Origin of the sequence: Streptomyces sp. NBC_01537 (assembly GCF_045040445.1) — a bacterium.
Taxonomy (GTDB): Bacteria; Actinomycetota; Actinomycetes; order Streptomycetales; family Streptomycetaceae; genus Actinacidiphila.
Genome location: NZ_CP109392.1, coordinates 1,580,090 through 1,596,551 on the forward strand (window position 1 = coordinate 1,580,090; position 16,462 = coordinate 1,596,551).

Here is a 16,462-nt window from a genome sequence, read left to right on the forward strand (position 1 = left end):
AGTAGTGGGGATTGTCGGCAGACGCACGACGACGGGACGGGCCGCGGCCGGGAGCCTTGGTAGGTACCCGATTCAGATGCGGAGACCTCCTTCCCATGGCTACTTTCCTCTATCGGCTGGGCCGTCTGGCCTTCCGGCGACGCTGGTTCGTTGCCCTGCTGTGGGTCGCGGTGCTGGCCGCCGTCGGCTTCGGCGCCGCCAAGGCGCCCGCCGCCTCCGACGACGCGTCCACGATGCCGGGTATCGAGTCCCAGAAGGCCTTCGACCTGCTGGAGCAGCGCTTCCCCGGCTCCGCCGCCGACGGGGCCAACGCCCGGGTCGTCTTCGTGGCCCCGAGCGGGCAGAAGGTCACCGCGGCGGACAACCGGGCGGTGATCGAGAAGTTCGTTGACGAGGCGGGCGACGGCTCGCAGGTCGCCAGTGCGGTGAGCCCGTTCCAGGCGAAGGCGGTGAGCAAGGACTCCTCGACGGCGTACGCGACCGTCACCTACAAGGTGAAGGCCGACGATCTCACCGACGCCGCCAAGAAGACTCTGGAGGACGCCATCGCCCAGGCCCGGGACTCGGGCCTGACCGTCGAGGTCGGCGGCACCGCACTGGCCACCCAGCCCGCCGCGGGCGGGGCAGCCGAGGTCATCGGCATCTCCATCGCGGCCCTGGTCCTGTTGGTCACCTTCGGTTCGATGGCGGCTGCGGGGCTGCCGCTGCTGACCGCGATCCTCGGTGTCGGCATCAGCATGGCCTCGATCCTGGCCCTGGCGAGCACGCTCGGGCTGTCCGAGACGACCGGCACGCTGGCCACGATGCTCGGCCTGGCCTGCGGCATCGACTACGCACTGTTCATCGTCTCCCGCTACCGCGAGGAGCGCGCCAAGGGCCACACGCCCCAGGAGGCGGCAGGCCTGGCCGCGGGCACGGCAGGGTCGGCGGTCGTCTTCGCCGGGCTGACCGTCGTCATCGCACTGGCCGGACTCTCCGTCGTCGGCATCCCGATGCTCACCAAGATGGGCCTGGCCGCCGCCGCAGCGGTCGTCGTCGGCGTCATCATCTCGCTGACCCTGGTCCCGGCGCTGCTGGGCTTCTGGCCCAACGCCGTGCTGTCCCGCTCCACCCGCAAGCGCGGCGTGAGCAAGGACAGCGGCGAGAACAACGGCGGCAGCCGCTGGGCCCGCTTCGTCCTGCGCCGCCCGGTCCCGGTGCTGCTGCTGAGCATGGTGGGCCTGGGTGTCATCGCCGTACCGGTCATGGACCTGCAGCTGGGCATGCCCGGCGACGAGGCCAAGTCCACCTCCACCACCGAGCGCCGCGCCTACGACGACCTCGCCAAGGGCTTCGGCCCCGGCTTCAACGGCCCGCTGACCATCGTCGTCGACGCCAAGGGCGCCGACGACCCCAAGGCCGCCGTCACCACGATCTCCGAGAAGATCGGCGCCACCAAGGGCGTGGTCTCCGTCTCCGCGGCCCGGTTCAACACCGCGGGCGACACCGCGGTCTTCTCCGCCGTCCCGTCCACCAGCCCCACCGACAAGAAGACCCAGGACCTCGTCCACACCATCCGTGACAACCGGCCGGCGACCGAATCCGCCGCCGGTGCGACGTTCGAGGTCACCGGCACCACCGCGCTCAACATCGATGTCTCCCAGAAGGTCCAGAGCGCGCTGATCCCCTACCTCATCATCGTGGTGGGCCTGGCCATCGTGCTTCTGCTGCTGGTCTTCCGCTCGATCTTCGTCCCGCTGAAGGCGGCCGCCGGCTTCCTGCTCTCGGTGCTCGCGGCCCTCGGCTCGGTCGTGGCGGTCTTCCAGTGGGGCTGGGGCGCGAGCCTCCTCGGCGTCCAGGAGACCGGACCGATCATGAACATGATGCCGATCTTCCTGGTGGGCATCGTCTTCGGCCTCGCCATGGACTACGAGGTCTTCCTCGTGGCCCGCATGCGGGAGGCGTACGTCCACGGGGACCGGCCCGGCCAGGCGATCGCCACCGGCTTCCGCTACAGCGCCCGCGTCGTGGTGGCGGCCGCGCTGATCATGATGGCCGTGTTCTCCGGATTCATCGGCGCCAGCGAGTCCATGATCAAGACAATCGGCTTCGGCCTCGCCATCGCCGTCCTGTTCGACGCCTTCGTCGTCCGCATGGCCTTCGTCCCCGCCGTCCTCGCCCTCCTCGGCAAGGCCGCCTGGTGGCTGCCGCGCTGGCTCGACAAGGCGCTGCCCAACATCGACGTGGAAGGCGAAGCCCTCACCCATCACCCGGCCGAGACCCCGGACGAGCCGGCCGGTCATCCGGCCGACCGGGAATCCGCGAGGGTCTGACCCCCTCCACCCCTGGCAGATCCGCGCCCTGAGGGCCGCCCGCGTCGCGGGCGGCCCTCGCCCGCCGTTCGGGAGACATGCGATGACGAGCAACTGGCAGCAGCACGCGCAGGAACACCCTCGCGGCGTCGACCTGATGACGAGCATGCTGATGTTCGCCATCGCCGTGTTCGGAAGCACGCTCAACACGGCCGATGCCCACCAGCCGGACGGACTGCTTCCCGCCGTGCTCCTGGCGGCCGTCTCCGGCTGCGTTCTGCTGAAGAGCCGCACCTATCCCCGTATCGCCGTCCTGCTGACCACGAACTGCGCTGTGGCCGCGAGCGAACTGGGCTATCTGCTCACCCCGTTGACGCTGGCCCCGGTCATGGCGGCGCTGTACTGGCTGGCCGTGCTCACCGACCGGCGGACCACACGCGTCTACGGTGCCTGCGTCGTCGTCCTGCTGGTGGCCACGGCTGTGATCCTCGACCCGGTGGACCATCCGCTGGTCCTCAGGACGATCGGCCCGACCTTCTGGGTTCTGGTGCCGATCGTCTCCGGCAGCGCGGCCCGGCTGCGGCGCGACTACCTGGAAGCCGTACAGGCCCGCGCCGAATACGCCGAGCGCACCCGCGAGGAGGAGGCCCGGCTCAGGGTCGCCGAGGAACGCATGCGCATCGCCCGCGAGCTGCACGACGTCGTCGCCCACCACCTGACCCTGGCCAACGCCCAGGCCGGCACCGCCGCGCACCTCGCGCGCACCCACCCCGAGCAGGTCCACCAGATCCTCACCGGTCTCGCCGGCACCACCTCGGAGGCGCTGCGCGAACTCAAGGCCACCGTCGGCCTGCTGCGCCACGCCAACGACTCCGACGCGCCCCTGGAACCGGCACCGGGACTCGCCCGGCTCCCCGAACTGACCGCCGCCTGCCAGACCGCCGGCATCAAGGTCACCGTCACCACCGAGGGCGAACCGCGGCCACTGTCACCCGGAGTGGACCTGACGGCCTTCCGCATCGTGCAGGAAGCCCTCACCAACGTCGCCAAACACGCCACGGCGGCAACGGCGCACATCCGGCTCGGCTACCACCGCGACCGGCTGACCATCACCGTCACCGACGACGGAACCGGCACCGCCCCCACCGCCCCGGCCCCGGGGCACGGCTACGGGCTCATCGGCATGCGCGAACGCGCCCACTCCGTCGGCGGCGACCTCCGGGCCGGCCACCGCTCCGAAGGCGGCTTCGAGGTCGCCACCACGCTGCCCCTGCACCCGCACCCTCTCAGCCCGTCCACCGGCTGAGGACCGGCGTACGCGCGGCGCAGGGTCGGCCGATCGGCTGACCCCGCGCCGCGCGTTCCGGCCAGGTCGTGGCCGTTCGGCCGAGGCGCGAAGTGCCGCCCGACGGCGAGAGTCGAGGAAGTTCGACGTCGCCGGTACCAACGCGGCGTACGCGATGGGAAGGGAACAGCACACGATCATGAGCACCGTCATGGCCGGGATCGGCCTGGTCAAGAAGTACGCGTCCGCCACCGCGCTGGCCGGGGTCGACGTCGAGGTCCGCGAGCGCGAGTCGCTGGCCATCATGGGTCCGTCCGGGTCCGGAAAATCGACACTCCTGCACACCCTCGCCGGGATCATCCGCCCGGACGGCGGGCAGGTGCTGCTGCGGGGCGAGCGCATCGACCACTGGGGCGAGAACCGGCTCAGCGCGCTGCGCCGGGGGCGTTTCGGCTTCGTCTTCCAGTCCGGCCAGCTGCTGCCCGAACTGCCGGCCGAGGAGAACGTCGCCCTGCCGCTGATGCTGGGGGGCGTGGTCCGCAAGGAGGCGGTCGTACGGGCCCGCCGCTGGTTCGCCCCGCTCGGCCTGGAAGGTCTGGAGCAGCGCCGCCCCGGGCAGTTGTCCGGCGGGCAGGCCCAACGGGTGGCGATCGCCAGGGCGCTGGCCGTAGAGCCGGACGTGGTGTTCGCCGACGAGCCCACCGGGGCGCTGGACCAGGCCACCGGTGAGGAGGTCGTCAAGCTGCTGACCTCGGTCACCCGGCAGCAGGGCGCCTCGCTGGTCATGGTCACCCATGACGCCGAGGTCGCCGCCCACTGCGACCGGATCGTCCATGTCCGCGACGGCCGGATCACCCGCTACAGCCAGTACACCGTCACGCCCTGAGCTCCCCGCACCACCTGACCCTGAGCCGTCTCCCCCTGCCGCCCTCCGGAGCCTTCCATGCCCTCTCCCGTCCTCCCCCTGACCTGGCATCTGGCCCGCCGCTCCGGCCGGCGCGGCCTGCAGGGCCAGTTGCTCGCCGCCGCGGCCGCCGCCGTCAGCGCCCTGGTGCTGCTGGTGCTGCTCGCCGCCTGGTTCGGCTCCGGCGCCCGCGCCGACCGCACCGCCTGGCTCACCCCGCAGCCCGACAAGCACGGCACCGCCGTACAGGCCGTGGCCACCACCTTCGTACGCGGCCGGCCGGTCAGCGTGGTCAGTCTCGCCCAGCTGCCCGGCCGCAAGGCCGCCCCCGCACCGCCGGGTCTGAGCTCCTTCCCGGAGCCGGGGCAGGTCTACCTCTCCCCCGCCCTCGCCGGTCTGGTGCACATGCTGCCCGCGGGGCAGCTCGCCGGGCGGTTCCCCCACACCGGCTCGTACCGGACGATCGGTGACGGCGGGCTGGCCTCGCCCGGGCAGCTGCTGGCCGTGGTCGGGCGCACCGCCTCCGACCCCGCGGTCTCCCCCGCCGCCGCGGACAACGATCCCTTCGGCATGGGTCTGACCGCCCGTGCCGTCGTCTCCGGCTACTCGGGCACCACCCCGTACCTGTTCACCGCGCAGGACCGGAGCATGGCGCTGGTGGCCGCCGGCCTGCTGGTGGTTCCGGTGCTCATGCTGGCCACCGCGTCCGGGCGGCTGGGCGCGGCGCGCCGCGAGCAGCGGCTCGCCGCGCTGCGGCTGGCCGGTGCGACGCCCCGGCAGATCCTCGCGATGACCGGCGCCGAGGCGGCGGCCGTCGGCGCCGCCGGTGCGGTCGCCGGTGCCCTTGCCTTCAGCGCCCTGCTGCCCGCTCTGGCCCGCTTCCCGTTCGGTATCGGCGACTGGTACACCGGGGACCTGTGGGTCGGGGTGTCCGGGCTGCTCGCGGTGGTCGCGGGCGTGGCGCTGCTCACCGCCCTCAGCGCGGTGACCATGCTGCGCCAGGTGGCCCGTTCGCCGCTCGGTGTCGCCCAGCAGGCCGACCCGCGCCGCACCCGCATGGTGCGTCTGGCGCTGTTCGCCGGCCTGGTGTACTTCGTCACCAGCAACGCCGGGCACCACGGCCTCAAGACCGCGCAGCAGGCCGCGCTTCTGATGCTGTTCTACGGGGCGTTCTGGATCGTCGGCCCCTTGGTCGTGGACCGGCTCGGCCGGGTCCTGGCCCGTTTCGCCCGCCGCCCCGCCACCCTGCTGGCCGCCCGCAGGCTCAGCGACGACCCGCGCGGCGCCTGGCGCACCGTCAGCGGGCTGGTGATGGCGGGCTTCGTGGCCGGCTTCTTCTCCGTGGCGCAGCTGTCCTTCGACGACAACCAGTACGCGGGTCAGGTCGCCGTGTCCGTACCGGCCGCCGATCAGCGTCCCGTCGTCCTGCGGGAGACCGCCGACCGGGCCCGCGCGCTGCTGCGCAACGCCGGGGTTACCGCCACGGTGCGCGCACGAACCGCCGATGCCGACGACTCCCTCCTGTGGGGCCTCACCGGCATCACGGCCCAGATCTCCGGCGGCCCGGACCAACTGGACGCCGCCGTGACCGCGCTGACCCCGCTGGACCGCGCTTCAGCGCCGTACACCCAGCAGTTCCTCGCCGCGGACAACGACAACGCCGCTGCCGAGCTGCGGAGCCTGGGTCTGGCCGCCCTGGCCCTGGGCTTCGTCGTCGCCGCCTCCTCCGCCGGGCTCACGGCCGCCGCGAACGTCCTGGACCGCCGCCGCGTCTACGGCCTGCTGCGGCTGGCCGGTACCCCGACGAAGGTCCTGGACCGCGCCAGGGTCCGGGAGACCGTGATCCCGCTGGTGGTCCTCGCGGGAGGCGTGACGGCGTCCGGCGTCTACAGCGCGATGAAACTGAACGAGGCGGGCGGCGCCACGGTGGACTCGGCAGGCGTACTGCGACTGGCCGTCTGCGCCATGGTCGGCGTCGCGGCGATGTTCGCGGCGATCGGCGCCAGCCGCCCCCTGCTGCGGGCCGTCACCTCGGCAGGCGACATGGGCTGATGCGCTCAGCTTGTCGTTTAAGGTTCCGGTCCGAAATGGGACTCGAACTTGGTCGCTCACCTGGGTATTCGCCGGACGGGTGGGCGGCCCCGGCTTGATCATGTGCTCCGACCAAGGACGCACGTGACCAGACCGGGGCCGTGAGATGAGTGTGCTGCAACAGCCGGACAAGCGGACAGCGTTCGCAACGCTGTCACGGGCGGAGTTCTACGAGTGCCTGAGCGGACGCGGGACGCGTTGTTCGAGCTGGCCGAGGCTTTGCTGTGCACGGAGGGGCCGGTGCGGACGCTGGTGGACCTCGCGCCGGCACCCGAGCACCGCCGCGGACACGGCGCTTTGTACGGAGGTCTGAACAGCGGCCGCCTGGACGTGGCCCGGCTGCGCCGGACGCTCGCCGGACTGCCGCTGCCGAAGGCGGCAGACGGGCTCTGGTCCTGGCCGCCGACTCTCGCCCTGGCTGCGGCCGGACGCTGCCACCGCCCGGGACCGCTCGTTCTGCCACACCTACGGCCGCGGCGAGGGCAAGCACCAGATGATCCCTGGCTGGCCTTACTCGGTCATCGCCGCACTGGAGACGGGCCGCACATCCTGGACCGCGCCGCTGGACGCCATCCGCCTGCCGGCATCAAGCGAACCCTGCCGAGCCTCGTGCGGTTCGCCGTTGTCGGGGGGTTGCTAGCAGTGGTTGCCGTGCCGGTGGCCGAGGCCCGGGGTCTGACAGGGCTGTGGGGTGCGCTCGCGTGCGCCAACGCGCGGCAGTCGCCTCGCCGCCACAGCCCGGATTCAAAAACGGGCGCTCAGCCCTCACCCTCCTTGTCCGGTTCGTCGGTGCGGTGGATGGAGCAGCCGAGCTTGCCGTCCTCGACGTCTACGTAGACCGTGTCGCCGGGCTGGGCGGTGCCGGTCAGCAGCAGGGTGGCGACGCGGTTGTCGAGCTCGGTCTGGATAGTGCGGCGCAGCGGGCGGGCGCCGAACTCGGGCTGGAAGCCGGCGTTGCCGAGCCATTCCTTGGCGTCGTCGGTCAGTTCCAGCTTGAGATCCTGGGCCTTCAGGCGGCGGCGGGAGCGCTCCAGCATGAGGTCGACGATGGTGGAGAGGTTCTCCCGGGTGAGGGGGTGGAAGACGATGATCTCGTCGATGCGGTTGAGGAATTCCGGGCGGAACTGGGCCTGGATGTCGGGCTGGATGGCATCGCGGATCTCGGAGACGGGGCGGTCGGCCATCGTCTGGATGGTCGGGGCGCCGACGTTGCTGGTCATGATGACCACGGTGTTGCGGAAGTCGACCGTACGGCCCTGGGCGTCGGTCAGGCGGCCGTCGTCCAGCACCTGCAGCAGCAGGTTGAAGACGTCGGGGTGGGCCTTCTCGACCTCGTCGAAGAGCAGGACGCCGTACGGCTTGCGGCGCACCGCCTCGGTGAGCTGGCCGGCTTCCTCGTGGCCGACGTAGCCGGGAGGGGCGCCGACGAGGCGGGAGACGGTGTGGCGTTCCTGGTATTCGCTCATGTCGAAGCGGATGAGGCGGTCCTCGTCGCCGAAGAGGAGTTCGGCGAGGGCCTTGGCGAGTTCGGTCTTGCCGACGCCGGTCGGGCCGAGGAAGAGGAAGGAGCCGACGGGGCGGTCGGGGTCGCCCATGCCGGAGCGGCTGCGGCGGACGGCTTCGGCGACGGCGGTGACGGCCTCGTCCTGGCCGACGACGCGGGCGTGGAGGGCCTCTTCGAGCTTCAGCAACCGTTCGCGCTCGCCCTCGGTGAGCTTGTCGACGGGGATGCCGGTGCGGGACGAGACGATGGAGGCGATGTCGGAGGCGGTGACGGCGGCGACGCCTTCGCGGCGTTCGCCCAGCCGGGCCAGTTCCTCTTCGGCCTTGCGGATCTCGGCCTTGAGGTCTTCGGCCCGCTGGTAGTCCTCCTCGGCGACGGCCTCGTCCTTCTCGCGGCGCAGCTTGGTGAGCCGGTCGTCGACGGAGACGACATCGGTGCTGCGGCCGAGCGACCGCAGCCGTACTCGGGCGCCGGCCTGGTCGACGAGGTCGATGGCCTTGTCGGGCAGGAAGCGGTCCGAGATGTAGCGGTCGGACAGCTCGGCGGCGGCGACGAGTGCGTCGTCGTGGAAGCGGACCTGGTGGTGGGCTTCGTACGCGTCCCGCAGGCCTTCGAGGATCAGGACGGTCTCCTCGACGGTGGGCTCGTGTACGAGGACGGGCTGGAAGCGGCGCTCCAGGGCGGCGTCCTTCTCGATGTGCTTGCGGTACTCGTCGATGGTGGTGGCGCCGACGAGGTGGAGTTCGCCGCGCGCGAGGGCGGGCTTGAGGATGTTTCCGGCGTCCATGGAGCCCTCGCCGGTGCCGCCGGCGCCGACGACGGTGTGGAGTTCGTCGACGAAGAGGATGAGCTCGCCCTCGGCGGACTTGACCTCGTCGATGACCTTCTTGATGCGTTCCTCGAAGTCGCCCCGGTAGCGGGAGCCGGCGACCATGCCGACCAGGTCGAGGGTGACCACGCGCTTGTCGGCCAGGGACTGCGGGACATCGCCGTTGATGATGCGCTGGGCGAGGCCCTCGACGATGGCGGTCTTGCCGACGCCGGGCTCGCCGATGAGGACCGGGTTGTTCTTGGAGCGGCGGGACAGCACCTCGACGGTCTGCTCGATCTCCTCGGCCCGGCCGACGACCACGTCGAGCTTGCCGGCCCTGGCCTCTTCGGTGATGTCGCGGCCGTACTCGTCGAGGGTCGGCGTGTCGCTCGGGCGTCCCACCGGGGCCTGCGCCTGCTGGGCCTCGGCGGCGCGGCGCAGCTCCTCGGGGGAGCCGACGTGGTTGGCCAGGGCCTGCCCGGCGGCGCTCTGCGGCTGCTCGACCAGGGACTGGAGGATGTGCTGGGGGCCGATGTAGGAGGCCCCGGCGGCCTGGCTGGCGGCGTGCGCGCCGAGGAGGGTCCGCTTGGCGGCGGGGGTGAGCTGCGGCTCCTCGCCCGGGTCCAGCTCACCCTTGGGGAGAATCTCGGACAGCTCCTCGGCGAGACGGTCGGGGTCGGCGCCCGCCTTGGCGAGGGCGGCCCGCGTGGGCTCGACCTGGGTGGCCGCCCACAGCAGGTGGTCGGTGTCGAGGTCGGCACTGCCGTCCTCGGTAGCGCGTTGCACGGCGAAGGCGAGCATTTGGCGCGAGGAGTCGTTGAGCAACCGCCCGATGGGAACCCGCTGGACGGCGGGCGGGGCGGACATGGGGCTCAGTCCCAGAAACCGGTTGAAGAGTTCGGCGAACGGGTCGCCGCGTCCTGATCCGAGCGGCATCATCTGCGGTTTCTCCTTCGGCTTCGCGGAGTGCGGGGGCCGGCTGGGAGCGCTTTGCGCGCACGTGCGTCTCATGCGTCTCATGCGTCATCCCAGCCTGGCACCGCAGCGAGCCTCGGGCGACAGATGCAGGTCAGGCTTCCCCGGGGCCCAGCGTGATCGCGTCCGCGACCTCCGCCACCCGGGCCGCCTCCTCCGCCGCGAAACGTTCGGCGTCGCGCGGCGGGGTCGTGAGCGTCGCCGGCGAAGGTGATGGCTTGGCCACCTTCATCACGCCACGAGGCCAGCACCTGCGGATGCCTTGAAATCAGGCACTCAGGTGGCGCCCTCGGACATCAGCCGGCGGAACTCGCCGGGCGGCATCCCATAGGCCGTACGGAAGACCCGGGTGAAGTCGGACGCACGGACGAATCCCCACCGGCGTCCGATGGCGTGGACGGGGGTTCCGGCGAGCGCGGGGTCGGTGAGGTCGCGGCGGCAGCATTCCAGACGGCGGGCCCTGGTCCAGGCGGCGACCGACTGCCCCTGCTCCCGGTACAGCCGGTGCAGATAGCTCACGGAGATCAGATTGCTTCGGGCGATCATGGCGGGGGTCAGTTCGGGGTCGGCGAGATTGGTCTCGATGAAGTTCTGGATGCGCAGCAGGAGCGTGCGCCGGTGCGACTCGTTCGCGGACGCGGTCGGCTTGCCGAGCTGCTCGGAGAGCATGACGGTCACCAGGTCCAGCGCCACGTTCGCCAGCCGCGGCCCGTCCACCGCGCGGAACGTGTCGGTGCTGGTGACCAGACGGGACAGGCATCCGACGGCCAGTGACGCGGTTCCCCCGGTCGTGTCGAGGGGCAGCGCGAGCAGCCCGTCGATCTCGGCCGTGGGAAGCGGCAGCAGGCTCTTGGGGAAGTGCGCCACCATCAGCTGGGCGGTGCCCTCGTGCGCGGCGAAGGCGTCGAACGGCTGCGAGCTGTCGTAGATCATCGCGTGGCCGGGTCTCAGGAGGCTCTGCCGGCCCGCCTGTTCGATGCCGTGCGTGCCGTCGAGGACGACGGCGAGCTGGTACTGCTCGGGGTCGGAACAGCGGATGAGTTTCGCCGTGCGGCGGGCCTCGATGGAGGAGTACCTCACCAGGTTGACCTGGATGATGCCCAGATCCAGCGTGGTGAGCATGCCGTGGAAGTCGTTCGCGCGGTTGGTGCGGACGTAGGACGGAATGATGCAGCGGGTGTTCTCCTCCCGCCAGACGGCGAATCGTTCCCCCGCGGGGAGGCCCTCGGTGGTGAACGTTGCAGCCTGCATCCGGATGGCCATTGCAGCATGATCCAAGTGCCTTCCGGTGCGTACAAGCGACTCTCGGCCAGCCACCAGTGCGGAATCGGACACACCTCCAGCTGGGGGCCCTGCGCCAGGGCGCGGGCGAGCAGGACGCGTTGGCGTTCGCCGCCGGACAGGGAGGCGAAGTCCCGGTCGGCCAGGGGGCGGGCGCCGCAGCGGTCGATGGCGTCGGCGACGGCCCGGCGGTCCTCGGCGCCGTCCCGGCCCAGCAGGCCGTGGTGCGGGGTGCGGCCGAGGGCGACGATCTCGGTGACGGACAGGCCGGTCGTGCTGCCAGTGGCGTCCTGGAGCACGGCGGCGGTACGGCGGGCGGCGGTACGGGCGGACAGGGCCCATACGTCGTCCCCGCCGACGCGGACCACGCCGAGGGCGGGGCTCAGGGACCGGCGTCGGCGGGGCTCGCCGCGCGGACGGGCCAGACGATCCCGGCGTCGGTGGTGGCGAGGAGTTCGGCCAGCAGGTGCGCTCCGACGAAACCGGCGTGCCAGTAGGCCGTGGGCAGAGCGAGGACGGTGATCCGCAGCCGTTCGCAGGCGGCCGTCAGGTGCGGCACGGACTCGGTCAGGTCATCGGTCGGCACGACGAGGGTGTGCGCCAGCGAGCGGTGGCTGATCGCCACACCCTTGGGCCGCCCGGCAGAGCCAAAGGTGTACATGCCGTAGGCGAGGTCGCCCGGTGCGGTGGAGGGACCGCAACCACCCTCCGCCGCACCGGCCGTCAGGACCGCGTACTCGGGTAGTCGGCCCAAGTACGGCCGGAGTTCCCGGAGTTGTCAGTTTGTCAGCCGGGTATGACCTATCCCGCCCGCAGCATCAGGCCCATGTCCTCGCGGGCCCGGGCGACCCGGGAGCGGACGGTGCCGATCGGGCAGCCGGCTGCGACGGCGGCGTCGGCGTAGGGCAGGCCCAGCACCTGGGTGAGGATGAACGCCTCGCGCCGCCCGGCGTCCAGGGCGCGCAGCAGGTCGAGCAGCGCCACGCCCTCCTCGAAGCCGGGCACGGTTCCCGACCCGTCCTGGACGCGTTCGGCTGCCGCCTGCCAGTCGGCGGCACCGTGCAGACGGGGCCGGGCGGACTCGTAGCGGTAGCGGTCGATGACGACCCGGCGGGCGATCGACAGCAGCCAGGTGCGGGCGCAGCAGCGGCCCGCGAAGCGCGGCAGGCTCACCAGGGCACGCAGATACGTCTCCTGGGTCAGGTCGTCGGCGCCGGCCGGGTCGGCGGTGAGGTGGGCCACGAACCGCCAGACGTCGCGGTGCGTGGCGCGTACGAAGTGGTCGACGGCCTCGCGGTCGCCGGTACCGGCGGCCAGGGCCCAGGCGGTGACCTGGGCGTCGTCGCGTGTGCGGGCAGGAGTCATCAAGGCAGGAGTCATCGGGATCGGGGGTCCTTCGCTCGTGTGGGGCGGCCTCCGGGCAGCGGGCGGCGTCCGCGCCGCCCGGGGCGGGCGCGGTGGGGCAGCCGGACAGATGCTGGGCGGGAGGGCCGCTGGGCAGGAGGACCGGCGTACGTGCGCGGCTGTGCATACGGGTACGCCGGTGTCGCGCCCGTCAGACGAGAAGGAAGCAGGAAGGACGGGCGCCTGTCAGCAGGTGGACAGCTCTGCCGGCGGACCCCGGCGGGTGACGACGTGCCGCAGCGCGGACCCGCGCGGCTGCCGCAGCAGCGGCCCGAAAGCCCCCGCGACGCGAACCGGACCATGGGCGGCGGGCGCGACGAAGGCGAGCAGCAGGCCCGCCAGCCGCAGCGGCTCGGCCACGAAGGACGCGAGCGCCCGGCCGAGCCGGAACACGGCCGCCTCGCCCCGCCACATCCACACCGCGCAGGCCAGGGCGGCCAGGAGGTGGGCCAGCACCATGCCGGGGGACCAAGCATGCGTGCCGGGGTCCGCGTGCATCGCGCTCATGCGCGTCAGGCCCGCCGCGCCCGCACCCGAGGTACCGGATGTACCGGAGAAGTCGGTCCCCGCGATCAGCTGGGACATGGTGAACACCGAGTGCAGGAGAAGCTGGGTGGTGACGGTGGCCGCGGTCACCGCGAGCGCACCGCGCTCCCGGCCGGTCAGCCACCACGCGCCCGAGGTCACCGCCGCGAACGCGTACCCCACGGCCCATCCCGGCAGGTCGTCGCCGGACATCAGGGCATGGCCCAGGGCGGTCGTCACCACGCACAGCGCCGCGAAGATCGCGGAGCGCGCGAGACGGAATCCCGGGCCGGAGGTCATGGCGGACATCGTGCCAGCCATCTCCCGCTCACGGGTGGCGCGAGCCGTTTTCTCATCTGTCATGCCCACCGGCGGTCGAATGACGGCCCCTCACGTGTCCCACGTCACACACCGGTCCCGGAACTCAGCCTTACGGCGCCCCGACTGCTGCAGTGTCACTTCCCCTCACCGCGCAGGAGCACCGGCCATGTCCGTCGAGCCGCCCACCCTCGCCCCGCCCCGCGAGGCCGGGGAGCCCGCCCCGGCGCCGCAACCGGCACCGGTCCGGTCCTCGCTGCGCGCACTGCGTCCGCTGGTGCTGCGTCTGCACTTCTACGCGGGCGTGTTCATAGCCCCGTTCCTGCTGGTGGCGGCCGTGACCGGGCTGCTGTACGCCGGTTCCTTCCAGGCCGAGAAGATCGTGTACGCCGACCAGCTGCGCGTCCCCGTCGGCAAGACCGAACTGCCGATATCCCAGCAGGTCGCCGCCGCGCGCAAGGCCCATCCCGAGGGCACGATCAGCGCGGTGCGCCCCTCGCCGGAGGCCGGGGCCACCACACGGGTGCTGCTGACCGGCGTCGCCGGAGTCGCGGAGGGCCATACGCTCGCGGTCTTCGTCGACCCGTACACGGGCAAGGTGCGCGGCGCGCTGGAGAGTTACGGCTCCACCGGCGCGCTGCCGCTGCGCACCTGGATCGACGAGCTGCACCGCGATCTGCATCTCGGCGAGACCGGCCGCCTCTACAGCGAGCTGGCCGCCAGCTGGCTGTGGGTCATCAGCGGCGGCGGCCTGCTGCTGTGGTTCGGCCGCCGCCGCGCGCTGCGCAAGCTGCGCGGCACCAGCGGCCGACGGCGCACCCTGGGCCTGCACGGCACGGTGGGCGCCTGGGCGGCCGCAGGGCTGTTCTTCCTGTCCGCGACCGGCCTGACCTGGTCCACGTACGCCGGGGCGAGCATCGAGGACCTGCGGACCTCGCTCAGCCAGACGACCCCGTCGATCACCGCGACGGTCGAGGAGCACGCCAAGCACAGCAGTTCGACGGCCGGTACGGAAGGCATGGCCGGTATGGACATGGGCACTTCCACCTCCGCGACCACCGACGTCGGGCTCGACGCCGTCCTGCGGACCGCCCGCTCCCATGGCCTGTCCAACCCGGTCGAGATCGTCCCGCCCGCCGACTCCGGCTCCGCGTACGTCGTCAAGCAGGTCCAGCGCAGCTGGCCCGAGAAGCAGGACGCGATCGCCATCGACCCCGCCTCCGGCAAGGTCACCGACACCCTGCGCTTCGCCGACTACCCGGTCCTGGCCAAGCTCACCCGCTGGGGCATCGACGGCCACACCGGCATCCTCTTCGGCCTCGCCAACCAGATCGTCCTGGCCGCGCTCACCCTGGCGCTGATCCTGCTCATCGTCTGGGGCTACCGCATGTGGTGGCTGCGCGGCCGCGGCTCCGCCTTCGGCCGCCCGATCCCGCGCGGCGCGTGGAGCCGCGTGTCCCCGTACGTCCTTGTGCCCTGCGCCGCCGCGATCGCCGTTCTCGGCTACTTCGTGCCGCTGCTGGGCATCCCGCTGGCCGCCTTCCTCGCCGTGGACGTCGTCCTCGGCGAGATCGCCCACCGGCGCGGCAGGCGCACATACGGCTGAAGTGCGTGAACAAGCCCGACCCCGGGCCCGTAATCCGATTCACGGAATGGGAGGATCCCGTCGGCATGAGTGCTTCCTGGGCGGTACGGGTTCTGCGGGCGGCGGTGTTCGCCGTGATGTGCGTGACGCTGTCCGCCGCCGCCCACCGGCTGGCCGTGGGCACCACGCCCCCGGCGTGGGCCGACGGCTGGGGATTCCTCGCGGTGCTCGCCCTCGCCTGCCCGCTCGGCGGCAGGGAGCGCTCGCTGACCGGCATCAGCGGCGCGATGCTCACCGTCCAGACCGCACTGCACTTCGCCTTCGACACCGCACGCCCCCGCATGCCGGGGATGGCGGGGATGCACGGCGCCCACCACACCGTGACGGTTTACGGAGCCGTGGCCCATCTGCTGGCCGCGCTGCTCGCCTCCTGGTGGCTGCGCCGGGGCGAGGCCGCGTTCTGGTCCCTCCTGCGCAGGGCCCGGGCGCTGGCCCCCGGCCTCGCCGCCTGGTGGCGCGGGCGGATCGGGCCCGCCGTCCCCTGTCCCGGCACCGCACCGGCGGCGGTGCCGCCCTGCCCCGCGCCCGTACAGGGCCTGCTGCTGCGCCACGCGGTCTCCCGGCGAGGGCCACCGGTCCCGGCCTGACCCAGCGAGTCGCACCCTTCCCCTTTCCCCTGTACGGAGTACGGAGCACACCCATGTCGTTCACCACCCTGCGCAGAGCCGCCACCGTCACCGCCCTGACCGCGAGCGCCGTCCTGGCCGCCGCCGGCGCCGCCTTCGCCCATGTCACCGTCCACCCGGAGAGCTACGCCAAGGGCGCCACGGACGGCACCCTCACCTTCCGCGTCCCCAACGAGGAGGACAGCGCGGGCACGACGAAGGTCCAGGTCTTCTTCCCCACCGACCACCCCGTCCTCGGCGTGCTGGTCAGCCCGATCCCCGGCTGGACCGCCACGACCACCACGACCAAGCTCAAGACCCCGGTCACCACCGACGACGGCACCATCACCGAAGCCGTCTCCGAGGTCACCTGGACCAAGGGCACCATCAAGCCCGGCCAGTACCAGGACTTCTCCGTGGCCTTCGGCCAGCTCCCCGAGGACACCTCCGAGCTGGCCTTCAAGACCCTCCAGACCTACTCCGACGGCAAGGTCGCCCGCTGGATCGAGGAAACCCAGGCCGGCCAGGAGGAGCCCGAGAACCCGGCCCCCGTCCTCACCCTGACGGCGGCCGCCGACACCGCCTCCCCGAAGGCCTCGGCAGCCGCCGCACCCGCCTCAGCCACGGTCTCGGCCGCGGTCTCCACCGACGACTCCACCGCCCGCACCATCGGCATCACCGGCCTGGTCGTCGGCATCCTCGGCCTGGCCGCCGCCGCGTTCGCCATCACCCGCAACCGCAGCCCCCGCGCGTAGGGTCCCGACGGGACCGGAACCGTGCCACCGGGTCCGCCCGGTGGCCGGTTCCGTCCCGTCGGTTGCCC

The 16,462-nt window shown here is 72.2% G+C and carries 13 protein-coding genes and 2 pseudogenes; 8 read left to right on the top strand and 7 right to left on the bottom strand.

Going from position 1 to position 16,462, the window contains the following annotated elements; translation table 11 throughout:
* Window positions 1-95 precede the first annotated feature (95 nt).
* The 5 genes and pseudogenes from OG607_RS07420 to OG607_RS07440 all read left to right on the top strand — a co-directional run.
* The gene (locus OG607_RS07420; RefSeq protein WP_405720237.1) at window positions 96-2,312 is read left to right on the top strand and encodes an MMPL family transporter; all 2,217 of its coding nucleotides are present in this window, start codon (window positions 96-98) and stop codon (window positions 2,310-2,312) included.
* 82 nt (window positions 2,313-2,394) lie between these two features.
* The gene (locus tag OG607_RS07425) at window positions 2,395-3,597 is read left to right on the top strand and encodes a sensor histidine kinase (RefSeq protein ID WP_405720240.1); all 1,203 of its coding nucleotides are present in this window, start codon (window positions 2,395-2,397) and stop codon (window positions 3,595-3,597) included.
* A 178-nt stretch (window positions 3,598-3,775) separates the two neighbouring features.
* Window positions 3,776-4,462 (top strand): ABC transporter ATP-binding protein, encoded by a 687-nt coding sequence (locus OG607_RS07430; RefSeq protein WP_405720242.1) that lies wholly within the window; start codon window positions 3,776-3,778, stop codon window positions 4,460-4,462.
* 57 nt (window positions 4,463-4,519) lie between these two features.
* Entirely contained in the window at window positions 4,520-6,532 is a 2,013-nt protein-coding gene (locus OG607_RS07435; RefSeq protein ID WP_405720244.1) for an FtsX-like permease family protein, read from the top strand.
* Window positions 6,533-6,677: 145 nt separating this feature from the next.
* A pseudogene (locus tag OG607_RS07440) lies at window positions 6,678-7,151 on the top strand (transposase); the annotation flags it as partial.
* Window positions 7,152-7,329: 178 nt separating this feature from the next.
* On the opposite strand, the gene OG607_RS07445 reads toward OG607_RS07440, so the two are convergent.
* From OG607_RS07445 to OG607_RS07475, 7 genes and pseudogenes are all read right to left on the bottom strand, one after another.
* Window positions 7,330-9,822, bottom strand: coding sequence for an ATP-dependent Clp protease ATP-binding subunit (locus OG607_RS07445; protein ID WP_405736606.1), 2,493 nt, complete (start codon window positions 9,820-9,822; stop codon window positions 7,330-7,332).
* Between the two features lie 133 nt (window positions 9,823-9,955).
* On the bottom strand, window positions 9,956-10,087 hold the full coding sequence (locus OG607_RS07450) for a hypothetical protein (RefSeq protein ID WP_405720246.1): 132 nt from the start codon (window positions 10,085-10,087) through the stop codon (window positions 9,956-9,958).
* 50 nt (window positions 10,088-10,137) lie between these two features.
* Window positions 10,138-11,124 (bottom strand): helix-turn-helix domain-containing protein, encoded by a 987-nt coding sequence (locus OG607_RS07455; protein ID WP_405720248.1) that lies wholly within the window; start codon window positions 11,122-11,124, stop codon window positions 10,138-10,140.
* Between the two features lie 71 nt (window positions 11,125-11,195).
* Window positions 11,196-11,534: pseudogene (locus tag OG607_RS07460) on the bottom strand (ATP-binding cassette domain-containing protein); the annotation flags it as partial.
* Window positions 11,525-11,896: an AMP-binding protein gene (locus tag OG607_RS07465; RefSeq protein ID WP_405720250.1), complete on the bottom strand. Its 372-nt coding sequence runs from the start codon at window positions 11,894-11,896 to the stop codon at window positions 11,525-11,527. The gene OG607_RS07465 and the pseudogene OG607_RS07460, both read right to left, overlap by 10 nt.
* 47 nt (window positions 11,897-11,943) lie before the next feature.
* Window positions 11,944-12,522, bottom strand: a complete 579-nt coding sequence (locus OG607_RS07470; RefSeq protein WP_405720252.1) for a sigma-70 family RNA polymerase sigma factor — start codon at window positions 12,520-12,522, stop codon at window positions 11,944-11,946.
* Window positions 12,523-12,732: 210 nt separating this feature from the next.
* Window positions 12,733-13,371: a hypothetical protein gene (locus OG607_RS07475; protein WP_405720254.1), complete on the bottom strand. Its 639-nt coding sequence runs from the start codon at window positions 13,369-13,371 to the stop codon at window positions 12,733-12,735.
* Window positions 13,372-13,558: 187 nt separating this feature from the next.
* Between OG607_RS07475 and OG607_RS07480 the strand changes: the two genes are divergently transcribed.
* The 3 genes from OG607_RS07480 to OG607_RS07490 all read left to right on the top strand — a co-directional run bounded on the left by OG607_RS07480 (window position 13,559) and on the right by OG607_RS07490 (window position 16,394).
* Window positions 13,559-14,995, top strand: a complete 1,437-nt coding sequence (locus OG607_RS07480) for a PepSY-associated TM helix domain-containing protein (RefSeq protein WP_405720256.1) — start codon at window positions 13,559-13,561, stop codon at window positions 14,993-14,995.
* A 65-nt stretch (window positions 14,996-15,060) separates the two neighbouring features.
* Entirely contained in the window at window positions 15,061-15,621 is a 561-nt protein-coding gene (locus OG607_RS07485) for a hypothetical protein (protein WP_405720258.1), read from the top strand.
* A 53-nt stretch (window positions 15,622-15,674) separates the two neighbouring features.
* On the top strand, window positions 15,675-16,394 hold the full coding sequence (locus tag OG607_RS07490; protein WP_405720260.1) for a YcnI family protein: 720 nt from the start codon (window positions 15,675-15,677) through the stop codon (window positions 16,392-16,394).
* Window positions 16,395-16,462: the final 68 nt, after the last annotated feature.